The organism is Acidovorax sp. FG48 (assembly GCF_057809085.1).
In genome coordinates this window covers 13,120-37,810 of sequence record NZ_JBMDJH010000028.1, presented here as the reverse complement: position 1 = coordinate 37,810, position 24,691 = coordinate 13,120, and the positions used below count along the sequence as shown (strand labels likewise).

The window sequence follows — 24,691 nt, the reverse complement described above, 5'->3', positions numbered from 1 at the left end:
TTTCCCGTTTTTCTTGCCAATGGAGACAACCATGAAAACTTTCCGTCGCACCCTGCTGGCCGCTCTGTCGGTCGCTGCCATCACCTGCTCGTTCCAGGCCGCAGCCCAAGACTTCAAGCCGCGCATCATCCGTTTTGGCTACGGCCTCAACGAGGACTCCAACCAGGGCCGGGCCACCAAACTGTTTGCCCAGGAAGTGGAAAAGGCCTCGGGCGGCAAGATGAAGATTCGCGCCATCGGTGCCGCCGCGCTGGGCTCGGACGTGCAGATGCAGCAGGCCCTGATCGGCGGCGCGCAGGAGATGATGGTGGGCTCTACCGCCACGCTGGTGGGCATCACCAAAGAAATGGCAATCTGGGACACGCCGTTCCTGTTCAACAACGCCAAGGAAGCCGACGTGGTGCTCGATGGCCCGGTGGGCCAGAAGGTGATGGACAAGCTGCAGGAAAAGGGCCTGGTGGGCCTGGTGTACTGGGAGAACGGTTTCCGCAACCTCACCAACAGCAAGCGCCCGGTCAACAAGCTGGAAGACATGGACGGCATCAAGCTGCGCGTGATGCAGAACAACGTGTTCCTCGACAGCTTCAAGACCCTGGGTGCCAACGCTGTGCCGCTGCCGTTCTCCGAACTCTTCACCGCGCTGGAAACCAAGACGGTGGACGGCCAGGAGAACCCCTACAACACCATCCTGTCGAGCAAGTTCTATGAGGTGCAGAAGTACCTCACGGTGACCAACCACGTCTACAGCCCCTGGATCGTGCTGGTCAGCAAGAAGTACTGGGATGGCCTGTCGAAGGCCGAGCAGAAGGTGCTGCTGGACGCCGCCAAGAAGAGCCGCGACTTCGAGCGCCAGGACACGCGTGCCGAGGCCGACAAGGCGCTGGCCGACCTCAAGGGCAAGGGCATGCAGGTCAACGAACTGCCCGCCGCCGAAGCCAACCGCATGCGCGAAAAGCTCAGTGCTGTGAACGCCAGCATTGCCGCCAACGTGGGCGAGGGCTTGTGGAAGGAAGTGCAGGGAGCCGTGGCCCAGGCGCGCGCTGGCAAGTAAGTCGGGGTGGACGCCATTGGCAGCCTTTGAGCTGTCGATGGTGGGCTTCGACCCATCCGTGTAGCGAAGCGCCATGAAAAAGGCCGAGGCCCCAACAGGGGCCTCGGCCTTTTGGCATTTGCAATCTTCCACCTGCACCGGAGTGCAGGCCGATCCAATTACAGGGAGCCGATTTCGCCGGAAGAGATCTGGCCGGTGCGCACGGCTTCAGCAGCCTGGGCACGCACAGCAGCACGGTCGGCCGTGGACTTGTAAGTCACCACACGCGAACCAGCGGGTTCGATGGAGCGGGTCTGTGCCACGGTAGCGGCTTCGGCTTGCACTTCAGCGCGGGTGCGGTTGGTTTGGAATTGGGTGGCGAATTGCGAAGCATCGGCTTCATCAGCCTGGGCACCAAAAGAGGCGAAAGCAGCCACCGCAGCGATGGAGAGGAAACGGGCAGCGTTGTTCATGATGAAACTCCTGTGAAATTCAAAAAATTGGGGACGATGTGTCTGGAATACGCGGTGGATGACGTGGTGGATTCAACGGGTTGAATCAGCCGCCTTCAGCGGGGCCCACGCGGCCAGTGCGCATGGCTTGTGCGGCAGCTTCGGCACGCACGGCAGCGCGGTCAGCCGTGGACTTGTAGGTCACCACGCGGGAGCCAGCGGGCTCTTGGCTGCGCATTTGCACGGCGGTGGTGGCTTCAGCGATCACTTCAGCGCGGGTGCGGCTGGTCTGGAATTGGGTGGCGAATTGCGAAGCATCGGCTTCGTCAGCCTGGGCGCCAAAAGAGGCGAAAGCAGCCACAGCGGCGATAGACAGGAAACGTGCGGTGTTGTTCATGATGGAAATCCTTGAAGTTAAAAAAGCGTCTCAAAAAAACCGGGTGAAGATCAGAAACGACTCGCTTCGCACCGGGTTCGGTGAGTCGCCTTGCGGGTTCGGCTCATCGATGGGATGAACTGTACGCCGGTGCTGTTCAGAGAAAAACCACTGAGTCGCGAACTAACTGTTCCAGTATTGGAAACAATCTTTCGGGCTGTCTGCCGTGTTTGCCGGCCTTCGGAACCGTGGCGGTTTGCCATGGAAACCGCTGGGCGCTGGCACACGGCAGATGCCGGAAAGAGGTGTGTGGTCGGTGCGGTGAACATGGGCTCCATCGTGCAGAGGCAGCCCGGGGGCGTCGTCTCGCCGCGGTTTCGCTTCTTTTCAGTTTGTTTCGCAGCGTGCGCTATGCAACGGCGCAGAAACATCCGTTGCGTTCGCCGCGCAACAGCACGCTCAAAAAGCGCCGCACATGGGGCTTGCGTGGGTTGCGCCCACGGGGCTTATGGGCTGAAATCTCTCTGTGCCTGTTTCCGTTTTCACGAGGGAGGTTTCCATGACCGCAGTCGCCAAGATTCTTCAGTCCAAACCCGACGCCACCGTCCACACCATCAGCCCTGCTGCCTCCGTGCTGGACGCCCTCCAGCTCATGGCCGACAAGGGCATTGGCGCGCTTATCGTGACCGAGGGCGCGTCCATCGTCGGCATCTTCACCGAGCGGGACTACGCCCGCAAAATCGCCCTCATGGGGCGCACCTCAGCCGTCACCCAGGTCAAGGATGTGATGACAACCGCTGTGATGTTTGTGCGCCCGGACCAGACCAGCGAGCAGTGCATGCAGCTTATGAGCAACAACCGCCTGCGCCACCTGCCCGTGGTGGACGGCGGCAAGTTGGTGGGCATGATTTCCATCGGCGACCTTGTCAAGGACATCATCTCCGAGCAGAAATTCATCATTGAGCAGTTGGAGAACTACATCACAGGAGGACATTGACAGAAGTCAGCCCGCCCTCCCACTAAGGGCCAGAAAAGCCACTTCCGTCACTGCATTCAGACGCTCATATGCTGTGAAGGTGACACCAAAATGGTTTCGCACGGTAAACCTGACTGGTGGCGTTCCATCATCACGCGATATGCGGCTTCCAAGTCGTGGGTGAATCGTTTTCCGTCGAAGAGAGGCGACGACAGGCGCTGCCCTTGGAGCTGCGTTCGGTAAGCTGTGAGTGTTTCTCGATGGTTTGCGAGATGAATGGCGGTGGCTTCGTATTGTTGGGGTGTCTGCACTATCAAGCTTTCAAGACCCACCGCAGTCAGCAGGCTGGCAGCCACTCGGGCAGCGAACGACTGCCCCGCCAGCGTCAGCACCGGCAAGCCTGTCCACAATGCATCGCTGGCCGTGGTGTGGGCGTTGTAGGGCAGGGTATCCAGAAAAAGGTCTGCTGCACTGTGGCGGGCCAAGTGCTCGTCTGCCGGCAGACGCGCCGCAAATACGAGGCGGTCTGCGGGAACGCCGCGGCGCTCGGCTTCCTTCCGCAGATTGTCAGCTGCAGCATCGTTGTCCTTGAAAAGCCACAAAACACTTCCCGGTACTGCTTGCAGGATGCGCATCCAGCTGTCGAAGGTATCTGGCAGGATCTTGTAGTTGTTGTTGAAGCAACAGAACACGAATGCGTCCTCTGGCAGGCCCAATTCGGTGCGCGTGAACTGGCGTGAGGAGATCACCCGCTGGCTGTTGTTCACTTGGTAGCTGTGCGGCATGTAGACCGGCTTTTCCGTGAAGAATCGCTGCTTGTCTGATGGAATGACGATTTCATCCGCGATGACGTAGTCCATGTAATCCGCGCCAGTGGTGCCCGGATAGCCGAGGTAGCTGACCTGGATGGGGGCGCAGCGTTCGGCAAAAAGGCCCAATCGCCCGTCCATGGTGAATCCCTTGAGATCTACGGCGATGTCAATGTTCAGCGACCTGCTCAGCGCTGCGGCTTCCTTGTCCGTCAAGCCGCTGATGTCGTGAAATCCATCCACACTTTGGACCACTTTTTCTCTGGCAGCGTCATAACGTTGAGGTCCCAGGGAGAAGGCATGTATCTCGAACCGTCCTCGATCGTGGCTGTCCAGCAGTTCCATCATCAGGTGCGTGGTGGCATGATGAAAATAGTCGGCGGAAAAGTAGCCGACACGGATTTTCCCCGGCGCGCGCCGGGGAAAATCGACCAGTTGCGCTTGCCGTGCATTCAGATGTTCAAGGTGTGCCTGCGCAATCCGCAGATGCGTCTCCGGACTGTCCAGCATGGCCAGAAACGGGAAAGGATTGCGTTGGTTTTCGATGGCGATCCCACCCAGTTCCTCCCTGCGTTTCTGAAAATCTTGCCAGTCACAAATCTGCATCTGGATGGGAAGCAGTGTGGATGGATCGGTGTCGCAGGCCTTCAAATTGGCGATGGCTTGGGGAAACCGCTTCAAATCAATTTCCGATGCAGCTTTTGCAAAACGCGCAGCATGCAGCTCGGGGTCGATAGACAAGGCCTTGTCGAAATTTCCAATGGCATCCTCGTGCCTGCCCAGGGCGGCGAGAGCGCGGCCGCCCACCGTGTAGGCCACAGCGTTTTCCGGGTCGCCTGCCAGTGCGCGTTCCACCTGAGCGATGGCGTCCTTGAACCGTCGAAGGTCGATCAGGCAGTTGGCATGGTCCAGAAGCAATGCCGGCGTTGGCGGGAAGGTCTCCGAGGCGTTTTTTAGTAGCAGCTCCGCTTCGGGGAGCAGGCGTTGCTTGACCAATGCGCGGGCTTTGGTACTCACCGCATCGGGGTAGTGGGGCTGAATCGACAGCGCCTGGTTGGCGTGGCCAATGGCCGCGTCGAACTGGTCCAGGGCGATCAGGGTTTTGGCGAGATTGTTGTGGGCCTTGGCATGCTGAGGGGTGCCCTGCAATACTTTTTCGAAGCAACGGGCCGCCTCTTCAGGGCGCTGGAGCTCCAGCAGGGCTATGCCGCGGTTGATCTGAATTTCCGGATGATCAATGCCTACCGAAGCCAGGGCCTCCGCATCCTGCAGCGCTATGTCATAGCGGCTCGCCTTGACCAGCAACGCCAACCGGTTGACGCGTGCTGCCGGCATGGCCGGGTTCAAGGCCAAAGCCTCGTCGATGCACTGAAGTGCTTCGTCGGTGAGGCCACATTCCGCCAGAGCCAGCGCCAGATTCACATGGACGCCAGCATCTTGGGGCAGTAGCCTTCGGGCTTCGGTCAGCAGCTCTTTGGCTTTCGCAAAAGCACTGCTGGAGAGTGCGACCACTCCCAGCATGTGCAGGCTGCCCGCATGCTCAGGTTTTTTTCGCAGGATCTGCTGATACAGGTTCGCGGCATTCTGAATTTGCCCTCCCCGATGCAAGGCCAGCGCCTGCTGGTACGCCTGATCGATATTGAAACTGTTGCCTGATGCGGGCGAGCGCGGGAAAAATGGGAACTGCGATGCCATGGTGTGACGCGGTGGTTCACAAAAAAGTTGCTACCGGACGCCGTAAGCAGGCGGCGCGGGGAGGCTGAATTGTGCAGTACCACCGGCGGTCACGCCGATTCGCGAGTGAGCCAAGCGTTGGGTCGGGGTCAGGCCGCCTTCTCGACATGCCCCTGCCGGGTGTACAAAAAGTCGATCACCGCCTTGCGGTAGTGCACATACTGCGGGTCCTCGGCCAGTTCCACGCGTTTGCGGGGGCGCGGCAAGTCGACGGTCAGCACCTCGCCAATCGTGGCGGCCGGGCCGTTGGTCATCATCACGATTTTGTCGGACAGCAGCACGGCCTCGTCCACATCGTGGGTCACCATCACCACGGTGCTTCGGGTGCGTGCTACGATCTCCAGCAACTCGTCCTGCAGCTTGGCGCGGGTCAAGGCGTCGAGCGCGCCGAAGGGCTCGTCCATCAGCAGCACCTGGGGCTCCATGGAGAGCGCCCGGGCAATGCCCACGCGCTGCTTCATGCCGCCCGAGATTTCGCCGGGGCGCTTTTGACCCGCGTGGGTCAGGCCCACCAGTGCCAGCGCGGCATCGGTGCGGGCCTTGAGCTGGGCCTTGGTTTCCTTGGCGCCAAAAACGCGCTCCACAGCCAGGTAGATGTTGTCAAAGCAGGTGAGCCAGGGCAGCAGCGAGTGGTTCTGGAACACCACCGCGCGCTCCGGCCCCGGGCCCTTGATCTCCTTGTTGGCGCACAGCAGCGCGCCGTTGGTGGGCGTGGTCAGGCCCGCGATCAGGTTGAGCAGGGTGGACTTGCCGCAGCCCGAGTGGCCGATGAGCGCCACGAACTCGCCCTTGGCAATCGTCAGGTGAATGTCGCGCAGCGCCGGGAACAGGCCCTTGGCTGTCCTGAAGGTCTGCTCGACGCCGTGGATCTCGATGAACTTGGTGCTTATGGAAGGGTGGGTGGATGGAGCTGTCGTGTTCATGCTTTCACCTCTTCAAACGTAAATGCGGTGGCCAGCTTGATGAGTGCAAACTCCAGCAGCAGCCCGACGATGCCGATCACGAAGATCGCGATGATGATGTTCTTGACGTTGAGGTTGTTCCACTCGTCCCACACCCAAAAGCCGATGCCCACGCCGCCGGTCAGCATCTCGGCCGCCACGATCACCAGCCATGCGGTGCCCACGGCCAAGCGCACGCCGGTCAGCATGTAGGGCAGCACGGCGGGGAAGAGGATCTTGGTGGCGATCTTCCACTCGCTCAGGTTCAGCACGCGGGCCACGTTCATGTAGTCCTGCGGCACGCGCTGCACGCCCACGGCGGTGTTGATGATCATGGGCCAGATGGAGCAGATGAAGATGGTCCAGATGGCGGCCGGGTTGGCGCCCTTGAAGACCAAGAGGCCAATCGGCAGCCAGGCCAGGGGCGACACAGGGCGCAGCAGGCTGATCAGCGGGTTGAACATGCGCGACAGAAAGCTGAAGCGCCCGATCACGAAGCCCGCCGGAATGCCCACCAGTGCCGCCATGCCAAAGCCGATGGCCACGCGCTGCAGGCTCATCAGCACGTTCCAGCCCACGCCCTGGTCGTTGGGGCCGTTGCGGTAGAAGGGGTTGCTGAACACCTCCAGCGCCTGCTGCCAGGTGTCCTTGGGGCTGGGGATGCTGCCGCCCGTGGTGGTGGAGACCACCGCCCACAGGCCGACGAGCAGGCCCAGGCCACACAGCGGCGGCAGCACGGCCAGCCAGAAGCTGCGCGAGAGGGCCGACCAGTCGCGGCCAGTGGACGCCGTGGCGGGCGCTGCAGGTGCCTTGGGTGCAGATGTAACGGCTTTTTGGCTTCTTACGCTAGTGGATGTTGTGCTTGCAGCTACAGTATTCATAGCATTCTGTGCGGCCACGGGGGCTGCATCCAACGGGGAGTGAAAGACGGCACTGACCATGGTTTTCTCCTGTGCAGGGCTGGCTGGCGGGGTGGTCGGGCGGGCGCTGGGGCAGGGTTGCCGTCAGGCCTTGATCTTGAAACCGTCGGCGTACTTGGCGGGGTCCTTGCCGTCCCACACCACGCCGTCGATGAGCTTGCTGGTGCGCAGCACATCCTTGGGCACGCTGATCTTCATGGCACTGGCCACTGACTTGTACAGCTCGACCTGGTTGACTTCCTTGGCCACGGCCAGGTAGTCGGGGTGGCTCTTGAGCAGGCCCCAGCGCTTGTGCTGGGTCAGGAACCACATGCCGTCTGACAGATAGGGGAAGTTCACCGCGCCGTCGTTGAAGAACTTCATGTGGTTGGGGTCGTCCCAGGTCTTGCCCAGGCCGTTCTGGTAGCGGCCCAGGATGCGCTGGTTGATGGCGTCCACACCGGTGTTCACATACGCCTTGCCGGCCACGGTCTCGGCCATCTTCATCTTGTTGGACAGGCTGGCATCGATCCACTGGCTGGCTTCGAGTACGGCCATCATCACGGCGCGCGTGGTGTTGGGGTACTTCTTGACGAACTCGGCCGTGGTGCCCAGCACCTTCTCGGGGTGGTCCTTCCAGATGTCCTGCGTGGTGTTGGCCGTGATGCCGATGCCGTCCATGATGGCGCGGTGGTTCCAGGGCTCGCCCACGCAAAAGCCGTCCATGTTGCCCACGCGCATGTTGGCCACCATCTGCGGCGGCGGCACGGTGATGAGCTTGGCGCCCGACAGCGGGTTGATGCCCGCAGCCGCCAGCCAGTAGTGCATCCACATCGCGTGGGTGCCGGTGGGGAAGGTGCCCGCAAACGTGTATTCGCGCTTCTCGCTGGCCATGAGCTTGGCCAGGGATGGGCCGTCCACCGCACCCTTGTCGGCCAGGGCTTTGGAGAGGGTGATGGCTTGGCCGTTGTTGTTCAGGTTCATCAGCACGGCCATGTCCTTCTTGGGACCGGCGGTGCCCAGGTGCACGCCATAGACCAGGCCGTAGAGCACGTGGGCAAAGTCCAGTTCGCCGTTGACCAGCTTGTCGCGCACGCCGGCCCAGCTGGCTTCCTTGTTGGGGACGATGGTCACGCCGTATTTCTTGTCAAAGCCCAGCACCGAGGCCATGACCACGCTGGCGCAGTCGGTCAGCGGGATGAAGCCGATCTTGACTTCCTTCTTCTCGGGGGCGTCGGAGCCCGCTGCGTGGACGAGTGCGCGCAGCGCGGGGCTTACACCCACAGCGCCCACGGTGGCGGCCTGCAGCACGGTGCGGCGGTTGAGGCTGGTTTTCAACAGATCGGTCATGGGGCATCCCTGGTGGCGTGAAAAACAAAAAAGGCGTCCTCACACCGCGCCTGGCTGGCTGCATCAAAGCAACGCCGGGAGCGGGTGGGGACGCCTTTGTCCGTGGTGGAGCCTGGAACGGGTCCGGGGCTCCTTGCCAGCACCGGCCCGCCGTTGGGTCAGTGCTGTCAGTGGTCAGACCTGCATTGGTCTTGCACTGTGCAATGCAAAGCGCGTGCCAGCGCGTGTTGCGCCATGTTGGAGCGCTGGATGCTATGGAATGGATAGCTGTTTGCGCTTGATCGATAAGCGCTACACGCCTGCGGGGCTTGCGGTAGGAGCGTTTGTGTTGCGATGAGGGTGGTCGCACTGCCTTTGTGCGGCGCACCATTTGGGAGGGACCTTGGAATTGGGCGCGGCCTAGGCGAGGGATGCCAAGCAATGGCCGCCGAGCCGCGTATGCGGCGCTTCGCTTGCGTGCGAGGGCATCGTCCCCCTTCCCGAATGACGCAGTCATTCGAGAGAAGGGGGAAGCGGCGCAGCCGCTCAGGGGGTAGTTCTCTGGTTTTACCCCAGCAGATCCATCACATCCAGCATGCGCTGCGCCACATCCACCAGCTTCAGGCCCTTGTCCATGGCCGTCTTTCGCAGCTTTTCGTAGGCGGCCTGTTCGGTCAGGCCCTGGCGCTGCATCAGCAGGCCTTTGGCGCGGTCGATGGTCTTGCGGTCGCGCAGCTCGGTCTTGGCATCGGCCAGCTCGGCACGCAACGCCTGTTCGTGCTGGAAGCGGGCCATGGCCACGTCCAGGATGGGCCGGATGCGCTGGGGTGCCAGCCCCGCCACGATGTAGGCAGACACGCCCGCTGCCACCGCATCCTTGACGTGCGAGGTGTCCTCATCGTTGGTGAACATCACGATGGGGCGGCGCTCGTCGCGCGTGGCCATCACCACATGCTCCAGCGCGTCGCGGGCTTCGCTCTCGGCGTCCACGATGATCAGGTCGGGCTGCAACTGGGCGATGCGCTCGCTCAGGAACACATCGGCGGGCAGCGTGGCCACCAGGTTGAAGTTGTTCTCCAGCAGCCCGATGCGCAGCGCCCGCGACCGCTCCGCCTGTTCCACGGCGTGTTCGTCGTCAGGGTCGGCGACTGCCAGATCCGGGGCCACCACCACGATGCGCAAAGCCTCATTCATACCGGCGAGGATAAGCAATTTTTACGCCACAAATTGGTGCGCCGGGGTGGTGCACACCCTCCGAGGGCCCTTGCAGCCCCCCTGCGCTCCGGGTTATCCCGGCCACAGGCCCGCTGCGCCTCGCGGTACTGGCCGCCGTTGCAGGGCCTGAAAGTTGCTAATACTGACACCGTGGGAGGGCATACCCGGTAGCCCGCCCAGCAGGGCGTCGCATATACATCTGCACACACAGTCACACTGAAATGGAGTTTTTTGCATGAACAAGCACATCAACCGGCGCCGCTTCTCGGCCAGCATGGCCTTGACCGCAGTGGCGACTGCCGCACTCCTGACCGGATGCGGCAAGGTGCCGGACACCATCAAAATTGGTGTAGCGCAGCCCCTCTCTGGCCCGCTGGGCGCCCTGGGGCAGGATCTGCTCAACGGCGTGAAGCTGGCGGTGGATGAACTCAACAAGTCCGGCTATACCGTGGACGGCAAACGCGTGACGCTGGAGGTCGTGTCCGTGGACGACAAGGCCGACGCCACCACCGGCAAGGCTGTGGCGCAGCAGCTGGTGGATGCGGGCGTGGTGGCCGTGGTGGGCCACCTCAACTCGGGCGTGAGCATCGAGACCGCCCCCATCTATGCCGCCAAAGACATTCCACAGATCGCCATCTCGACCAACCCCAAGTTCACGCAGCTTGGGTTCCCTACCACGTTCCGCATGGTGGCCAACGACACCCTGCAGGCGCGCGCCATCGGCTCGTTTGCCGCCACGCAGCTGGGCGCCAATCGCTACGCCGCGCTGGACGATGGCACGCCCTACGGCAAGGGCCTGGCCGACGGTGCTGCCGCGCAGCTCAAGGCCGAGAAAAAAGAAGTGGTGGTGCGCAAGTCGTTCGACGACAAGACCGTGGCCTTTGACGAACTGGCTGGTGAACTCAAGGCGGCCAATGTGGAGGTGATCGTCTCGACCCTCAACGACTTCCAGGCCCTGGCGCTGCTCGAATCGCTCAAGAAGGTAGACCACACCAAGGTCAGCCTGCTGGGCGGCGACACCATCAAGACCACCGACATGACCAAGGGCGCGGGCATCGTGCAGGGGCTCTACGCCACATCGCCCGTGCTGGAAGCCAAGGAGTTCACCACCGGCAAGCCCTTCCTCGAAAAGTACATCGCCGCTTTCAAGAAGCCCCCGGCCTACGGCGGCCACTACAGCTATGACAGCACCTACGTGCTCTCGGCCGCCATCCAGAAAGCCAAGTCCGCCGACCCCAAGGACATCACTAAGGCCCTGCACAGCATCAACGGCTACGCCCCGGTGATCGGCACCATGACCTGGGACGACAAGGGCGAGCAACGCTACGGCGCCGTGGGGGTGTACGAGCTGCGCAGCGGCAACTGGGAACTGCGCATGCGGTCGGACCGCTGGTAAACAGCCCTGCAAGGACGGATCAGCCCCGGGTTTTACACTCGGGGCATGAGTTTGCTGATCCTGGGTATTGAATCTTCGTGCGACGAAACCGGCGTGGCATTGGTCCGTTCTACGGGCGATGCTGTGCCTACGCTGCTATCGCACGCGCTGCACAGCCAGATCGAGATGCACCAGGCCTATGGTGGCGTGGTGCCAGAGCTGGCCAGCCGCGACCACATTCGCCGTGTGCTGCCGCTGGCCAAAGAGGTGCTGGCCGAGTCCGGCCAGACGCTGGCCGATGTGGACGTGGTGGCCTACACGCGCGGCCCGGGCCTGGCGGGGGCGCTACTGGTGGGCGCGGGCGTGGCCTGTGCGCTGGGCGCGGCGCTCAACAAGCCGGTGCTGGGGGTGCACCACCTGGAGGGGCATTTGCTGTCGCCCTTCCTCAGTGCCGACCCACCGGAATTTCCCTTTGTGGCCCTGCTCGTTTCGGGCGGCCACACCCAGCTGATGCGTGTGGATGGCGTGGGCCGCTACGAGATTCTGGGTGAGACCATTGACGACGCTGCGGGCGAGGCATTCGACAAGTCCGCCAAGCTCATGGGCCTGGGCTACCCGGGTGGCCCAGCGCTCTCTCGTCTGGCCGAGCAGGGCAGTGCCACGGCCTTCAAGCTGCCACGGCCTTTGCTGCACAGCGGTGATCTGGATTTTTCGTTTGCCGGACTCAAGACGGCCGTGCTCACGCAGGCCAAGAAGCTGGGCGACGAACTCGAAGCGCGCAAGGCCGACCTGGCGGCGAGCACCGAGGCCGCGATTGTCGAAGTGCTGGTGAAGAAGACCCTGGCCGCCCTCAAGCAGACCGGCCTGAAGCGCGTGGTGGTCGCCGGTGGCGTGGGCGCCAACCGGCATCTGCGCGCCCAGCTCAACGCGGCCTGCGCCGCAGCCAAGGTGCGCGTGCACTACCCCGAGCTGCACCTGTGCACCGACAACGGCGCCATGATTGCCATGGCGGCAGCCATGCGCCTACAGGCCGGGCAGCAGCAGGCCAATACCGACTACGCGTTTGACGTGAAGCCTCGCTGGCCGCTGGATGCGATCACAGTTTGATGTTTAGGTGAAAGTGGCCGCTAGCGCTTGTCCAGAAAGCGCTAGCAGCTATCTTTTTTGAACTTCAGAAGGGGTAGTGGCGGGGAGTGGTCTGCACTGTGATCCAGCGCAGTTCGGTGAACTCACGCACCCCGGCCATGCCGCCAAAGCGGCCATAGCCCGAGCTCTTCACGCCGCCAAAGGGCATCTGGCCTTCGTCGTGCACCGTGGGGCCGTTGACGTGGCAGATGCCCGATTCGATGCGCGCCGCCACGTTCCAGGCCTTGGCCACATCGCGGCTGAACACGGCGGACGACAGGCCGAACTCGTTGTCGTTGGCGCAGGCAATGGCTTCCTCCACGCCGTTCACGCGCACCACGGGCTTGACGGGTCCGAACGACTCTTCGCGGTAGATGTCCATTGCGGCCGTGACATGGTCGAGCACCGTGGCCTGCATCAAGGTACTGTCGCTCTTGCCGCCGCAGACCAGCTTGGCGCCCTTGGCCAGTGCGTCGTCGATGAGGGCGTTGCAGCGGTGCACCGTGGCCATGTCCACCACCGAGCCCAGCACCACCGGGCCCTTGCGCGGGTCGCCCAGGGGCAGGGCCTTGGCGCGCTCGCCCAGCTTGGCCACAAACTCGTCGGCCACGGCGTTGTCCACGATGATGCGTTCGGTGGACATGCAGATCTGGCCCGAGTTGGCGAATGCGCCAAACACGGTGCCCGCCACGGCGGCGTCGATGTCCGCGTCATCCAGCACCAGCAGCGGGGCCTTGCCGCCCAGCTCCAGCACCACGGGTTTGAGGTACTTGGCGCAGGTCTGCGCAATGATGCGGCCCACCTTGGTGGAGCCGGTGAAGTTGATGCGGCGCACTGCCGGGTGGGCCACGATGGCCTCGACCACCGCACCGGCATCGGCCGGGGCGTTGGTCACAAAGTTCACCACCCCAGCGGGCAATCCAGCCTCTTGCAGCGCCTCGATGATGAGACCGTGCGTGGCGGGGCACAGCTCCGAGCCTTTCAGGATCACCGTGTTGCCGCAGGCCAGTGGCGTGGCGATGGCACGCACACCGAGGATGACCGGAGCGTTCCACGGCGCAATACCCAGCACCACGCCCGCCGCCTGGCGCACGCCCATGGCCAGGCTGCCGGGCACGTCGGACGGGATCACCTCACCCGCGATCTGCGTGGTCAGCGCGGCGGCTTCCTGCAGCAGACCCGCAGCCAGGTGCACGTTGAAGCCGGCCCACATGCCGGATGCGCCCGTCTCGGCCGCCATGGCCACGGCAAAGTCGGCCGTGCGGGCCTCCAGCGCGTGCGCGGCCTTGAGCAGCAGCGCACGGCGTGCGTTGGGCCCCAGGGCGGACCAGGCCGGGAAGGCCTTGGCGGCTGCGTCGGCAGCGGCCTTGGCATCGGCCACGCTGGCGGCGGGGGCCGTGGTGGCGACCGAGCCATCGAGCGGGTTGCGGCGCTCAAACGTGGCGCCGCCGGTGGCTTGCACGCGCTCGCCGTTGATCAGCATGGAAATGGCAGTCATGGATGAAAGCTCCTGAAGAAGAACAGATGAAAAAGAAGGGGGGAAAGGTATTCAAGCGACGCCAAGATAGGCTTGGCGCACCACGTCGGACTGCAGCAGGTCAGCGGCCGCGCCAGACGCCACGATGCGTCCGCGCTCCAGCACATAGCCGCACTGTGCGATCTGGAGGGCCTTGCGCACGTTCTGCTCGACCATGAGCACCGTCACGCCCTGCGCAGCAATGCGCTGCACGATGGCCAGCAGCTCATCGACCATGCGCGGCGCCAGTCCCAGCGAGGGCTCGTCCAGCATCAGAAGGCGTGGGCCGCTCATCATCGCGCGGGCCACGGCCACCATTTGCTGTTCGCCGCCGCTCATGGTGCCTACGAGCTGCGTGGCGCGCTCCTTGAGGCGCGGGAAGTCTTCGAACGCCTGGTGCAACCGCTCGGCCCGCACCCGTGAGGGCACCAGCCAGCCGCCCAGCTCCAGGTTCTCGGTCACCGTCATTTGCGGGAACAGCTGGCGGCCCTCGGCCACCAGCGCTAGGCCGCGCTGCACGCAGGCGGTGGCATTCATGGCGGGCAGGTCGCTGCCGTCCAGCGCCACGGTGCCCGTGCGCGGCAGCAGCCCGGCCAGCGCCTTGAGCAGCGTGGTCTTGCCCGCGCCGTTGGGGCCGACGATGACGGTGACGCCGGGTGCGGAGTGCAGCGACAGGTCTTGCAGCACCTGAAAGCCGTGGTAGCCCGTGGTCAGGTTCTGCACGGTGAGGTGTGCGCCGCTCATGCCGTGGCTCCTTCACTGTTGGCTGCCATTTCGTCACCCAGATAGGCCTCGATCACGTGCGGGTCACGCACCACCTCGGCGGGCGTGCCATCGGCAATTTTGCGGCCCTGGTGCAGCACCAGCACGCGCTCCACGTACTTCAGCAGCGTGGTCACCGCATGCTCGATCCACACCACCGTCAGCCCCCAGTCGTCGCGCAGGCGGCGGATGCGCTGGGCCATGGCGTCAACCTCTGCTTCCGTCAGGCCTGCGGCCACTTCATCGAGCAGCAGCAGGCGCGGGCGGGTGCCCAGGGCCATGCCGATCTCCAGCAGGCGCTGCTGTGACGGCGTCACATCGGCGGCAGGGCGGTCGGCCAGGTGGGCCAGGCCCAGCATGGTCAGGATCTCGCCTTCGCTGCGCAGGCCCTCCGGCCCCTGGCGGTGGCGGCCTGCGAACTGCATGCCAAAGCGCACGTTGTCGCGCACCGTCATGTCGGGGAACACGCGCGGTGTCTGGAAGGTGCGCGCAATGCCGTGCGCCGCATAGTGGTGCGGGCCCTTGCCGGTGAGGTTGTCGGTGCCGCTCACCAGCGTGCCCGAGGCGGGCGGCTGCACGCCCGAGATGGCGTTGAAGAACGTGGTCTTGCCCGCGCCGTTGGGGCCGATGATGCCGATCAGCTCACCCGTGTGCAGCGTGGCGCTCACGCCGTCCACGGCCGTGAGGCCGCCAAAGCGCACGGTCACGGCGTCGATGGTCAACAGGGCTTCAGCCATGGTGTGCCTCCGCAGCTGCAGGCTTGCGCCGCTGCCACAGCGTGGCCAGGCCATTGGGCAGGTACATCACGCACAGGATCAGCAGCAGGCCCAGCACCATCATGTAGCCGTAGGGCAGCTGCAGGCGCAGCGTTTCGGCCAGCAGGCTGAACACGATGGCCGCCAGGATGGGGCCGCCCAGGCTGGTCGCGCCGCCGATCAGCGCGATCAGCACGGTCTGGAAGCCGATGAAGGGGCTGAACACGGCTGCGGGTTCGATGTACGTCCAGCGCACCGCCATGGCCGCGCCCACGGCGCCTGCAAAGGCGGCAGTGATGCCAAAGCCCGCGATCTTGGCCAAGCGCGTGTCCACGCCCAGCGTCTGCGCGCGCTGCTCGTCGGCACCAATGCCCGAGAGCGCCAGTCCAAACCGGCTGCGCTGGATGGCAATGGCCGTGGCAATGGCGCCCGCCGCAATCAGCAGCACCGTGAGGTACACCGTCTCGTTGCTGGGCACCACCGTGAGCACGCGGCCCACGGTGCCGGAGACCTGCTTTTCCACAAAGGTCACGGCGTGGCGGATCAGCTCCGTCATGCCGAAGGTGAGTACCGCAAAGTAGGTGCCGCGCAGGTGCAGCACCGCCGCGCCCATCACTACCGCCACCACGGTGGCAATCAGTGCGCCGCTCAGAATAACCAGCGGCCAGGGCAGCACGCCCAGCAGCATCGCGCTGGTGTACGCACCCACACCAAAGAAGGCCGATGTGGCCAGCGACAGGTAGCGCGTGGCGCCGCAGAACAGCGACCAGCTGGTGGCCAGCGCGATGTACATCAGGCAGCTGAGCAGCACGGAGGCCATGAAATCGGACACCAGCCACGGCAGGGTGGCGATCACCGCCACCCCCGCAGCCAGCGCCAGCCAGGGCTTGTTGGAATAGAGAGCGGTCATTTTTTGGAGAACAGTCCGTTGGGGCGCCAGATGAGCACGCCGATGAACACTGCATAGCTCAGCAGCATCTTGAGAGACGGGCTGCTGAAGTGCATGCCCAGGGCCTCGACCACGCCCAGCAGCAGGCCGCCCGCCAGGCTGCCCGCCAGGCTGCCAAAGCCGCCCAGCGTGATGACGATGAGTGCCGTGACGGTGTAAGGCTCTCCCATGGAGGGCGAAATCTCATACGTCATCGACAGCAGCGCCCCCGCCACGCCCGACAGGCCCAGGCCAATGCCGAACATCATGGGATGCAGGCGCCGGGTGTTGATGCCCACCAGCTGCGCGCCCGTGGGCGACTGCATCAGCGCCCGCACGGCTTTGCCCAGCAGCGTGAGCTTGAGCAGCGCGATCAACCCCGCTGACAGCGCCAGCGCCACGCCAAACAGCACCAGCTTGTTCTCTGTAAAGCGCATGCCCGCAATCTGCACCGGGTCGGCCAAGTATTCATAGCCACGCAGGTCACCGCCCCAGATCAGCAGGGCAGTGTTCTGCACCAGGAACATCAGGCCAAAGCCCACCATCAGGCTGCGCGCCTCGAACACGTCCACATTGGGCGCGCGCGCTGCCAGGCGCTTGAAGCACAGCGCGTGCACCACCACCCCCAAAACAAACAATGCGATGAAAGCCAGCGGCATCAGCAGCAGCGGCGAGATGCCCCAGAGGGTGTGCGCCGACCAGGTGAGGAAGGCGCCCAGCATCAGGAACTCGCCGTGCGAGATGTTCATGATCCGCATCAGCCCATATTGCAGGTTCAGGCCCATGGCCACCAGCGCATAGATGCCGCCGGTAATAAGGCCACTGGCGACCAGTTCGGCCCAGGAAGTCAAAGACACAGTGTGGGTTCCGAAGAAGTTATTTCCACGCGGGCTTGCTGGTGTTCAGCTGCGCAGTGGCGCGGTCCTTGGGCCACACGACTTCGAAGTCGTTGCCCTGCCACTGGCTCACGGTGCCGGGGATGGACGCGTTCTCGCTGCCCTGGAAGCGGATGCCGCCCAGGATGGTCTGGAACTCGTTCTTGGCGATGTGCTCGCGCAGCGCCTTGCGGTCCAGGCCCACCTTTTCCACGGCCTGCTGCAGGATCTGCAGGCCCGCCCAGGCGTGGCCGCTGGCCCAGCGGTCGGGTTCCTTGTTGAACTTCTTCACGTGGGCGTCGAAGTAGGCCTTGGCCTCGGGGCTGGTCTTCACGCTCCACGAGCCCATGCCGATCACGCCCTCGGTGTTGGCGGCCATCACGTTCTTGTAGAGCTGGAAGGCCGTGCCCACCGATGCGTAGAAGAACTTGGGGTTCAGCCCCACCTCGCGCGCCTGGCGGCTGGCCAGGATGGTGTCGGGCGGGTAGGTGATGCCGATGAAGGCGTCAGGGTTATGGTCCTTGATGCCGCGCAGCACGGGGGCCAGGTCCTTCACGCCCAGCGGGTAGCTCTTGCGCTCGACCACCTGGATGCTGGTCTTCTTGAGCGCATTGTTCAGCGCGGCAAAGTTTTCCAGGCCAAACAGGTCGTCCATGTAGACGATGGCAATGGTCTTGACGTTGTTGGCCACCAGCATGTCCACCAGCGCGCCCATCATCTTGTCGGGTTGCTGCAGCAGCGAGAAGAAGTAGGGCAGGTTCATGTCGATCAGCTTGCGCGACAGCGCCGTGGGCGCCAGCAGCGGGTAGCCAAAGCGGTTGGCCAGCGGCGCAATGGCGAAGTTGGCGCCCGAGCCCCAGGGTGGCAGGATCAGGTCCACCTTGTCGCTACCCATGAGCTTTTCGTAAGTGCGCACGCAGGTCTCGGTCTCGCTGCGGTCGTCGTAGCCGATGAGTTCGATGGGGCGCTTGGTGCCCTTCACGCTCAGGCCGCCCGCCGCGTTCACCTGTTCAGCCCACAGCAGGTAGTTGGGCTCCTGGCTCACCTGCGCGCCGGCCGCCCAGGGGCCTGTGCGGGCAATTGCATAGCCAATGCGGATGGGGGCTGCGCTGCTGCCCTGGGCCCACAGCCGGGGGGCCACGGCCAGGGTGCCGACCGTGGCGGCGGCGCCTTTGATCCACTGGCGCTTGGAGGGTTGGTGTGCTGTCATTGTGTGTCTCCTCGGATGGGGCCTGCGTGGTGCACGCCTTGTCGGGAATCGTAGGGAGACGGGCCCCAGCGCGCTGCGCTGAGCGTGCACAAAACGCTTGCCTCAGCGTGCAGGCGGCAGCGGGTTTACCCGGATTTCCCTCGGTGGCACGGGGTAACGGGGCGCCGGATAATTCAGGGGCATAACGATCCGGCTTGCGCCCAACTGCCTGGAGACACCATGGCCCAATCATTGACCGAGGTATCCACCGACGCCGTGCCCGCGCGCGACCGCCTGCACCTGTGGGGTGATGCCGTGTGGCGCCTCATTGGCGGGCTGGAGTCCGATGCGTTTGGTGACGATGCCTTTGCGGGCCACATCACGTCCGGCCAGGCGGGCTATGTGAACCTGTGCCAGCTGGATGTAAGCCGCCACCGCGTGGTGCGCACACCCAGCCTCATCCGGGGCAGCGACCGGGCCTACATCAAAGTGGTGGCGCAGCTCGAAGGGCGGGCCTGCTTTGAGCAGAACGGCCGCCAGGTGTGGCTGTCACCCGGCGAGTGGAGCGTGTACGACACCACGCGCGCCTACGCCGTGAGCAACCCCGAGGCCGTGCGGCAGATGGTGCTGATGATCCCCAAGGAGCAGCTGCCTGAGCGCAAGCTCAAGCTGGACGACCTGATGGTGCAGCGCTTTTCGGGCACCACGGGCGTGTCGCGCCTGGCGTGGGACACCATGCGCGCCGCCTTCTCCGAGTTGCCCACCATGTCCGATGCCGCTGCCGACGGCGTGGCTGATGTGATCACGCACCTGGTGCAGCTTTCGCTGCTGGAGCGCAACGGGCAGCAAAGCCTGCTGTCGCAGCGCGAGGCGCTGCGCGACCGCATCAGCCAGTACATTGACCGCCACCTGGGTGACCCCGACCTCACCATCGACCGCATGGCCCAGGCGCTCAACTGCAGCAAGCGGCACCTGTACAACGCGGTGGCGGATGACGAAGAAACCCTGGCCGCCATGATCCAGCGCCGCCGCCTGGAGGCCTGCCTGCGCGACCTGCGCCACCCGGCGCACGCGCAGCGCTCGGTCACGGACATTGCGCTGTCCTGGGGCTTCAGCAACAGCGCGCATTTCAGCCGGGCGTTCCGCGCGCATGTGGGCTGCAGCCCCAGCGAATACCGGGCCCGGGCGTTTGCGCCGGTGGTGTTGCTGCGCGACGAGTCGCTGCGCGCGCACTGACCGACGACCTGGCCCACAGGCGGGCTGTGCCCGTTGTGCGGCACTGCAGGCCCATGTGTTTGAGGTCCAGGCTGCGTCGGCGCGACCGCCCAGTGATCGTTGACTTGCATCAATTCTTTACGCGGGCTTGACCCAGTCGGTACCTTGGCTGCGCAATCGCTGCTCACAATGGGGTTTTCCCCTGCGTACCCATTGCCCATGCGTTTTCTCCCACCGGCCTCTCCAGGCGCTCCCACCGCTCGCACAGCGCACGTTGTGCGCGCTGCGCCGTGGAGGCAAACGGCCCTGATTGTGTGCGTGCTGCTCGCCACCGGGTGTGCCAGCCTGGCACCCACCGACGACACCTTGCCCCAGGTGGCCGTTCCCTCGGCTTGGTCTTCGGGAGGTAACGGTGCCTCGCAAGCGGCTGCAACTACATCCCTCGCCCAGTGGTGGCAGCGGTTTGACGATGCAGTGCTCACCACGCTGGTCGAGCAAGCCTTGCGCGCCAACACCAGCGTGCGCACTGCCCAGGCCGCGTTGCAGCAAGCACGTGCCCAGGTGGATGTGCAGTCGGCCGGGCTGCTGCCCAGCGTGGGCGCATCCGCCTCGGCGCAGCGCAGCCGGGCCAGCAACAGCACGGGCAACAGTTTCCAGGCTGGCTTTGATGCGAGCTGGGAGCCCGATGTGTTTGGCCGCGTGCGCAGCGGCGTGAACGCCAGCGAGGCCGATGCGCGCGCGGCAGAGGCCAGCCTGGCCGACGTGCAGGTGTCGCTGGCCGCCGAGGTGGCCATCAACTACATCGAGCTGCGCGGGCTGCAGCAGCGCCTGGCCATTGCGCGCAGCAACCTGGCCAGCCAGCAGGAGACCCTGCAGCTCACGCAGTGGCGCCTGCAGGCGGGGCTGACCACCTCGCTCGTCACCGAGCAGGCCCGTGCAGCGGCCGAACAGACGGCCGCGCAGATCCCCTCGCTCGAAGCCAGCCTGGCGCAGTCGCGCTACAGCCTGGCCGTGCTGACGGGGCAGGTGCCCGGTGCGCTCGACGCCACCCTGGCCGCCAGCGCGCCGGTACCGCAACCGACCACAGAGCTGGCGTTGGCAATTCCGGCGGAAACGCTGCGCCAACGCCCCGATGTGCGCGCTGCCGAACAACGCATTGCCGCCGCCCTGGCGCGCGTGTCGCAGGCCGATGCGGCGCGCTACCCCAGCTTCTCGCTCGGCGGCTCGCTGGGCCTGCGCGCCCTGACGCTCGGGGCGTTATCGGGCGGCGGTGCCGTGACCAGTGCCTTGCTGGGCAGCGTATCCATCCCGCTGCTCGACGGTGGCGCCGCCCGCGCGCAGGTGCGTGTGCAGTCGGCCGCGCTGGAGCAGGCCCGCGTGGCCTACGAATCCACGGTGCTCACGGCCCTGCAGGATGTGGAGAACGCGCTGGTGGCTCTGCGCGGCGACCGCGAAAAGCTGGAGCGCCTGACCGCTGCCGCAGACGCAGCCCGCAACGCCGCCTTGCTGGCGCAGCAGCGCTACAGCAGCGGGCTCATTGATTTTCAGGCGGTGCTGGAGACGCAGCGCACGCTGCTTTCGACGCAAGAGAGCGTGGCCACCACCACCGCTGCTGTCGCGGCGGACCATGTGCGCCTCTACAAGGCGCTGGGGGGCGGCTGGCAGCCGGCCCCGTAATCTGGTCGCCCCGTTGCTTGCCCCCATTTTCTGAATCACGTCCCATGCCCCATACCGAACCCTCCGTGACTTCTACCGCCTCCACGACCGCCAAGGCGGCCCCCGCTGACCTGAGCGCCTTGCTGGGCGCTGACCGGCCCCGCCGCTGGTGGCAGCGCACCACCGTGTGGCTGGGAGTGGCGGCGCTTGTCGTAGTGGGTGGTGGCTTGTATGCCTGGCAATCGCGCCAGAGCGCCAGCACCGCACCCACCTATGTGACCGAAGAGCTGCGCCGGGGCAACCTCACGCTCACCGTGTCGGCCAACGGCACGTTGCAGCCTACGCGCTCGGTCACCATCGGCAGCGAGTTGTCGGGCACGGTGCGCAATGTGCTGGTGGATGTGAACGACAAGGTCAAGAAGGGGCAGCTGTTGGTGGAGCTGGACACCGCCAAGCTCGAATCGCAGGTGCTGCGCTCGCGCGCCTCGCTCGCATCGGCGCAGGCCCGTCTGGCCCAGGCCGTGGCCACCACCAAGGAGGCCATTGCCAACCTGGGCCGGCTGGAGGAAGTGGCCCGCCTGTCCGGCGGCAAGGTGCCTTCGGCCTCCGAACTGGACGCAGGCCGCGCCACGCTGGACCGCGCCCGCGCCGACGAAACCAGCGCACGTGCCACGGTGGAAGACGCCCGTGCGGCGCTGTCCACCGACGAGACTAATCTGTCCAAGGCCTCCATCCGCTCGCCCATCGACGGCGTGGTTCTCACCCGGTCGGTGGAGCCCGGCAACGCCGTGGCCGCTTCGCTGCAGGCGGTGACGCTGTTTACCGTGGCCGAAGACCTCACGCGGCTGCGGCTGGATGTGAGCGTGGACGAGGCCGATGTGGGTTCGGTCAAGGTGGGGCAGGACGCGAGCTTTACGGTCAGCGCCTATCCCTCGCGCCGCTACCCGGCCCAGGTCACGCGTGTGTCGTTTGGCTCCACCAAGACCGACAACGTGGTCACCTACATCACCTGGCTGGAGGTGAACAACGGCGACATGAGCCTGCGCCCTGGCATGACGGCGGCGGCAACCATCACTTCCACTGAGCGCAAGGACGTGCTGCTGGTGCCCAACACGGCGCTGCGCTTCACGCCCGCGCAGGCCGCCGGGGCGGATGCGAAGCCTGGGGCGGGTGGTGCCAAGCCCGGCGCGTCGGGCAGCGGCAGTGGTGGCGGCATCATGTCGCAGCTAATGCCGCGCATGCCACGCTCGGGCTCGGGTCCACGCAAGCCGGGTGCAGGTGCAGAGGCAGGCGATGGTGCGGGCAAGACGCGCCAGGTGTGGGTGCTGCAAGACGGCGCTGCAAAGCCCATTGATGTGCAGGTGGGCATCAGCGACGGCCGCCATACCGAGGTGAGCGGTGAGGGTCTGACCCCCGGCATGGCCGTGATCACGGACCAGCGCGCGGCAGGGGCCAAGCCATGAGCGTGGCGGGCGACACCCTCCTCATCCGCCTGCGGGGCGTGACCAAGGTCTATGGCGAAGGAGCGCTGGCTTTTCAGGCGCTCAAGGGCGTGGACCTGGACATTGCACAGGGCGACTTTGTGGCCATCATGGGCCCCAGCGGCTCGGGCAAGTCCACGGCCATGAACACGCTGGGCTGCCTGGACCGGCCCACCACGGGCGAATACCTGTTCAAGGGCGTGCATGTGGAGTCGCTCTCGCGCGACGAGCGGGCACGGCTGCGGCGGCGCTACTTTGGCTTTGTGTTCCAGGGCTTCAACCTGCTGGCGCGCACCTCGGCGCAAGAGAACGTGGAGCTGCCCCTGCTGTACCGGGGCGAGGCCGCTGCAGCGCGTCATGCGGCGGCGGCGCGCGCGCTGGATGCGGTGGGCCTCAAGGGCTGGGAGCACCACACGCCTGCCGAGCTGTCGGGCGGGCAGCAGCAGCGCGTGGCCATTGCGCGCGCCATCGTCACCGAGCCCGATGTGCTGCTGGCCGACGAGCCCACGGGCAACCTCGATACGCAACGCAGCATCGAGATCATGGAGCTGCTGTGGCGGCTGAACGCCGACCACGGCATCACCGTGCTGATGGTCACGCACGAGCCCGACATGGCGCAGTACGCGCGGCGCATCGTGCGGTTTGTGGATGGCGTGGTGGACAGCGATGCGGCCAACCCGCACCCCAATGGGCTGGACGCGGATGCGGTATCGAAGGTACCGAACGCAGCGGCTGTGGCCGGTTCAGACGCAGGAGGCCACTGATGCTGCTCAACACGCTGCTGCTGGCGCTGCGCTCCATCCGGCGCAATCTCATGCGCTCCTTCCTCACCATCCTGGGCATCGTGATCGGCGTGAGCGCCGTGATCACCATGGTCACGCTGGGCAACGGCGCCACGCTGGCCATCCAGAACCAGATCTCGGGCCTGGGCACCAACCTGCTGCAGGTGCGCCCCGGCCAGCGCATGGGGCCCGGCGGCGGCACGGGCGCCCCGGCCTTCAAGGACACCGATGCCGACGTGATCGCGCAGCAGATCGGCGGCATCCTGGCCGTGGCGCCCGAGGCGCGTGCCGCCGCCACGGCGGTGGTGGGTGGGCGCAACTGGACGACCAGCGTGATCGGCAGCACCAACGCTTGGCTGGAGACCGGCAACTGGACGGTGCGCACTGGCCGCGTCTTTACCGACGCCGAATTGCGTGCCGGTGCCGCCGTGTGCCTGATCGGCGAGACCGTACGGCGCGAGCTGTTTGGCACGGCCGATGCCGTGGGCGGCCAGCTGCGCGTGAAGGCGTTTTCGTGCGAGGTCGTGGGCGTGCTGGCGTCCAAAGGGCAGGGTGCGTTTGGCAACGACCAGGACGACACCGTGTTGGTGCCGCTGCGCACGCTGCAGCGCCGCGTGACGGGCAACACGCGGGTGAACACGCTGCTGGTGTCCATGAAGGACGGCAGCGACCCCGAGCGCGTGAAGGCCAGCCTCACCCAACTGCTGCGCGAGCTGCGCAAGCTGTCGGACTCGGACGAAGACAACTTCAACGTGCTCGACACCAAGCAACTGGCCGACACGCTCTCGGGCACCACCAAGGTGCTGACCACGCTGCTGGGCGCCGTGGCGGCCGTGAGTCTGCTGGTGGGCGGCATTGGCATCATGAACATCATGCTGGTGAGCGTGACCGAGCGCACGCGCGAGATCGGCCTGCGCCTGGCCATCGGCGCGCTGGAACGCGAGGTGCTGCTGCAGTTCCTGATCGAGGCCGTGGTGCTGGCCGCGCTGGGCGGGCTCATCGGCATCGTGCTGGCCACGGGCGCGTCGCTCGCGCTGTCGGGGCTGATGGGCGTGCCCTACCTGTTCAACCCTGGCGTGAACCTGCTGTCGTTTGTGTTTTCGGCCGGGATCGGTGTGGTGTTTGGCTACTTCCCGGCGCGACGCGCGGCGCGCATGGACCCCATCGATGCGCTACGGCACGAGTGAGCAGGGCCGTGGGCTGGCTGCCGAATGGCGCCTGACCGGGTGCCCTGGAAGAAAAAAACAAGCAAAAAGGCATGAAGCGCTAGT

At 65.1% G+C, this 24,691-nt stretch carries 22 protein-coding genes; 9 read left to right on the top strand and 13 right to left on the bottom strand.

The window, feature by feature from the left end; all coding sequences use genetic code 11:
• Positions 1–31 precede the first annotated feature (31 nt).
• Positions 32–1,051, top strand: a complete 1,020-nt coding sequence (locus tag ACODSU_RS23770; protein WP_015015151.1) for a TRAP transporter substrate-binding protein — start codon at positions 32–34, stop codon at positions 1,049–1,051.
• Positions 1,052–1,209: 158 nt separating this feature from the next.
• Here the strand turns inward: ACODSU_RS23770 and ACODSU_RS23765 are convergent, their stop codons facing one another.
• Positions 1,210–1,503 carry a DUF4148 domain-containing protein gene (locus ACODSU_RS23765; protein ID WP_295941126.1) on the bottom strand — a complete coding sequence of 98 codons (294 nt, stop codon included), beginning with the start codon at positions 1,501–1,503 and terminating at the stop codon, positions 1,210–1,212.
• Positions 1,504–1,588: 85 nt separating this feature from the next.
• The gene (locus ACODSU_RS23760; RefSeq protein ID WP_015015149.1) at positions 1,589–1,879 is read right to left on the bottom strand and encodes a DUF4148 domain-containing protein; all 291 of its coding nucleotides are present in this window, start codon (positions 1,877–1,879) and stop codon (positions 1,589–1,591) included.
• Between the two features lie 538 nt (positions 1,880–2,417).
• On the opposite strand from ACODSU_RS23760, the gene ACODSU_RS23755 reads away from it, so the two are divergent.
• Positions 2,418–2,855, top strand: coding sequence for a CBS domain-containing protein (locus ACODSU_RS23755; protein WP_488845318.1), 438 nt, complete (start codon positions 2,418–2,420; stop codon positions 2,853–2,855).
• Between the two features lie 56 nt (positions 2,856–2,911).
• Here ACODSU_RS23755 and ACODSU_RS23750 read toward each other — a convergent pair whose 3' ends face one another.
• The 5 genes from ACODSU_RS23750 to ACODSU_RS23730 form a co-directional block, all read right to left on the bottom strand.
• On the bottom strand, positions 2,912–5,338 hold the full coding sequence (locus ACODSU_RS23750; protein WP_488845316.1) for a tetratricopeptide repeat protein: 2,427 nt from the start codon (positions 5,336–5,338) through the stop codon (positions 2,912–2,914).
• Positions 5,339–5,466: 128 nt separating this feature from the next.
• On the bottom strand, positions 5,467–6,300 hold the full coding sequence (locus tag ACODSU_RS23745; protein WP_488845314.1) for an ABC transporter ATP-binding protein: 834 nt from the start codon (positions 6,298–6,300) through the stop codon (positions 5,467–5,469).
• Positions 6,297–7,259, bottom strand: coding sequence for a nitrate ABC transporter permease (gene ntrB, locus ACODSU_RS23740; RefSeq protein ID WP_488845312.1), 963 nt, complete (start codon positions 7,257–7,259; stop codon positions 6,297–6,299). Before ntrB ends, ACODSU_RS23745 begins: the two co-directional genes overlap by 4 nt.
• Positions 7,260–7,322: 63 nt before the next feature.
• Entirely contained in the window at positions 7,323–8,567 is a 1,245-nt protein-coding gene (locus ACODSU_RS23735) for a CmpA/NrtA family ABC transporter substrate-binding protein (protein WP_015015145.1), read from the bottom strand.
• 546 nt (positions 8,568–9,113) lie between these two features.
• Complete coding sequence (locus tag ACODSU_RS23730) at positions 9,114–9,740, bottom strand: ANTAR domain-containing response regulator (protein ID WP_015015144.1); 627 nt, start codon at positions 9,738–9,740, stop codon at positions 9,114–9,116.
• A gap of 256 nt (positions 9,741–9,996) precedes the next feature.
• Between ACODSU_RS23730 and ACODSU_RS23725 the strand changes: the two genes are divergently transcribed.
• Together ACODSU_RS23725 and tsaD are read left to right on the top strand one after the other, a co-directional pair.
• Positions 9,997–11,157, top strand: a complete 1,161-nt coding sequence (locus tag ACODSU_RS23725; protein ID WP_060986569.1) for a branched-chain amino acid ABC transporter substrate-binding protein — start codon at positions 9,997–9,999, stop codon at positions 11,155–11,157.
• Positions 11,158–11,202: 45 nt separating this feature from the next.
• Positions 11,203–12,243, top strand: coding sequence for a tRNA (adenosine(37)-N6)-threonylcarbamoyltransferase complex transferase subunit TsaD (gene tsaD, locus ACODSU_RS23720; protein ID WP_110959884.1), 1,041 nt, complete (start codon positions 11,203–11,205; stop codon positions 12,241–12,243).
• Positions 12,244–12,307: 64 nt separating this feature from the next.
• Here tsaD and ACODSU_RS23715 read toward each other — a convergent pair whose 3' ends face one another.
• The 6 genes from ACODSU_RS23715 to ACODSU_RS23690 are packed head-to-tail and all read right to left on the bottom strand — an operon-like array spanning position 12,308 to position 18,307.
• The gene (locus ACODSU_RS23715) at positions 12,308–13,759 is read right to left on the bottom strand and encodes an aldehyde dehydrogenase (RefSeq protein ID WP_110959883.1); all 1,452 of its coding nucleotides are present in this window, start codon (positions 13,757–13,759) and stop codon (positions 12,308–12,310) included.
• A 51-nt stretch (positions 13,760–13,810) separates the two neighbouring features.
• Positions 13,811–14,521 carry an ABC transporter ATP-binding protein gene (locus ACODSU_RS23710; RefSeq protein WP_488845309.1) on the bottom strand — a complete coding sequence of 237 codons (711 nt, stop codon included), beginning with the start codon at positions 14,519–14,521 and terminating at the stop codon, positions 13,811–13,813.
• On the bottom strand, positions 14,518–15,276 hold the full coding sequence (locus ACODSU_RS23705) for an ABC transporter ATP-binding protein (protein ID WP_488845307.1): 759 nt from the start codon (positions 15,274–15,276) through the stop codon (positions 14,518–14,520). The genes ACODSU_RS23710 and ACODSU_RS23705 overlap by 4 nt, the downstream gene beginning before the upstream one ends.
• Positions 15,269–16,204: a branched-chain amino acid ABC transporter permease gene (locus ACODSU_RS23700; RefSeq protein WP_488845305.1), complete on the bottom strand. Its 936-nt coding sequence runs from the start codon at positions 16,202–16,204 to the stop codon at positions 15,269–15,271. The genes ACODSU_RS23705 and ACODSU_RS23700 overlap by 8 nt, the downstream gene beginning before the upstream one ends.
• Complete coding sequence (locus ACODSU_RS23695; protein WP_488845303.1) at positions 16,201–17,079, bottom strand: branched-chain amino acid ABC transporter permease; 879 nt, start codon at positions 17,077–17,079, stop codon at positions 16,201–16,203. The genes ACODSU_RS23700 and ACODSU_RS23695 overlap by 4 nt, the downstream gene beginning before the upstream one ends.
• A gap of 19 nt (positions 17,080–17,098) precedes the next feature.
• Positions 17,099–18,307: an amino acid ABC transporter substrate-binding protein gene (locus ACODSU_RS23690; RefSeq protein ID WP_488845301.1), complete on the bottom strand. Its 1,209-nt coding sequence runs from the start codon at positions 18,305–18,307 to the stop codon at positions 17,099–17,101.
• 219 nt (positions 18,308–18,526) lie between these two features.
• Between ACODSU_RS23690 and ACODSU_RS23685 the strand changes: the two genes are divergently transcribed.
• The 5 genes from ACODSU_RS23685 (at position 18,527) to ACODSU_RS23665 (ending at position 24,607) form a co-directional block, all read left to right on the top strand.
• Complete coding sequence (locus ACODSU_RS23685) at positions 18,527–19,522, top strand: AraC-like ligand-binding domain-containing protein (protein ID WP_488804957.1); 996 nt, start codon at positions 18,527–18,529, stop codon at positions 19,520–19,522.
• 297 nt (positions 19,523–19,819) lie between these two features.
• The gene (locus tag ACODSU_RS23680) at positions 19,820–21,178 is read left to right on the top strand and encodes an efflux transporter outer membrane subunit (protein ID WP_488845299.1); all 1,359 of its coding nucleotides are present in this window, start codon (positions 19,820–19,822) and stop codon (positions 21,176–21,178) included.
• Positions 21,179–21,222: 44 nt separating this feature from the next.
• Positions 21,223–22,620 (top strand): efflux RND transporter periplasmic adaptor subunit, encoded by a 1,398-nt coding sequence (locus ACODSU_RS23675; protein WP_488845297.1) that lies wholly within the window; start codon positions 21,223–21,225, stop codon positions 22,618–22,620.
• Positions 22,617–23,402 carry an ABC transporter ATP-binding protein gene (locus tag ACODSU_RS23670; RefSeq protein ID WP_488845295.1) on the top strand — a complete coding sequence of 262 codons (786 nt, stop codon included), beginning with the start codon at positions 22,617–22,619 and terminating at the stop codon, positions 23,400–23,402. Before ACODSU_RS23675 ends, ACODSU_RS23670 begins: the two co-directional genes overlap by 4 nt.
• Entirely contained in the window at positions 23,402–24,607 is a 1,206-nt protein-coding gene (locus tag ACODSU_RS23665; protein ID WP_108498978.1) for an ABC transporter permease, read from the top strand. Before ACODSU_RS23670 ends, ACODSU_RS23665 begins: the two co-directional genes overlap by 1 nt.
• Positions 24,608–24,691 lie beyond the last annotated feature (84 nt).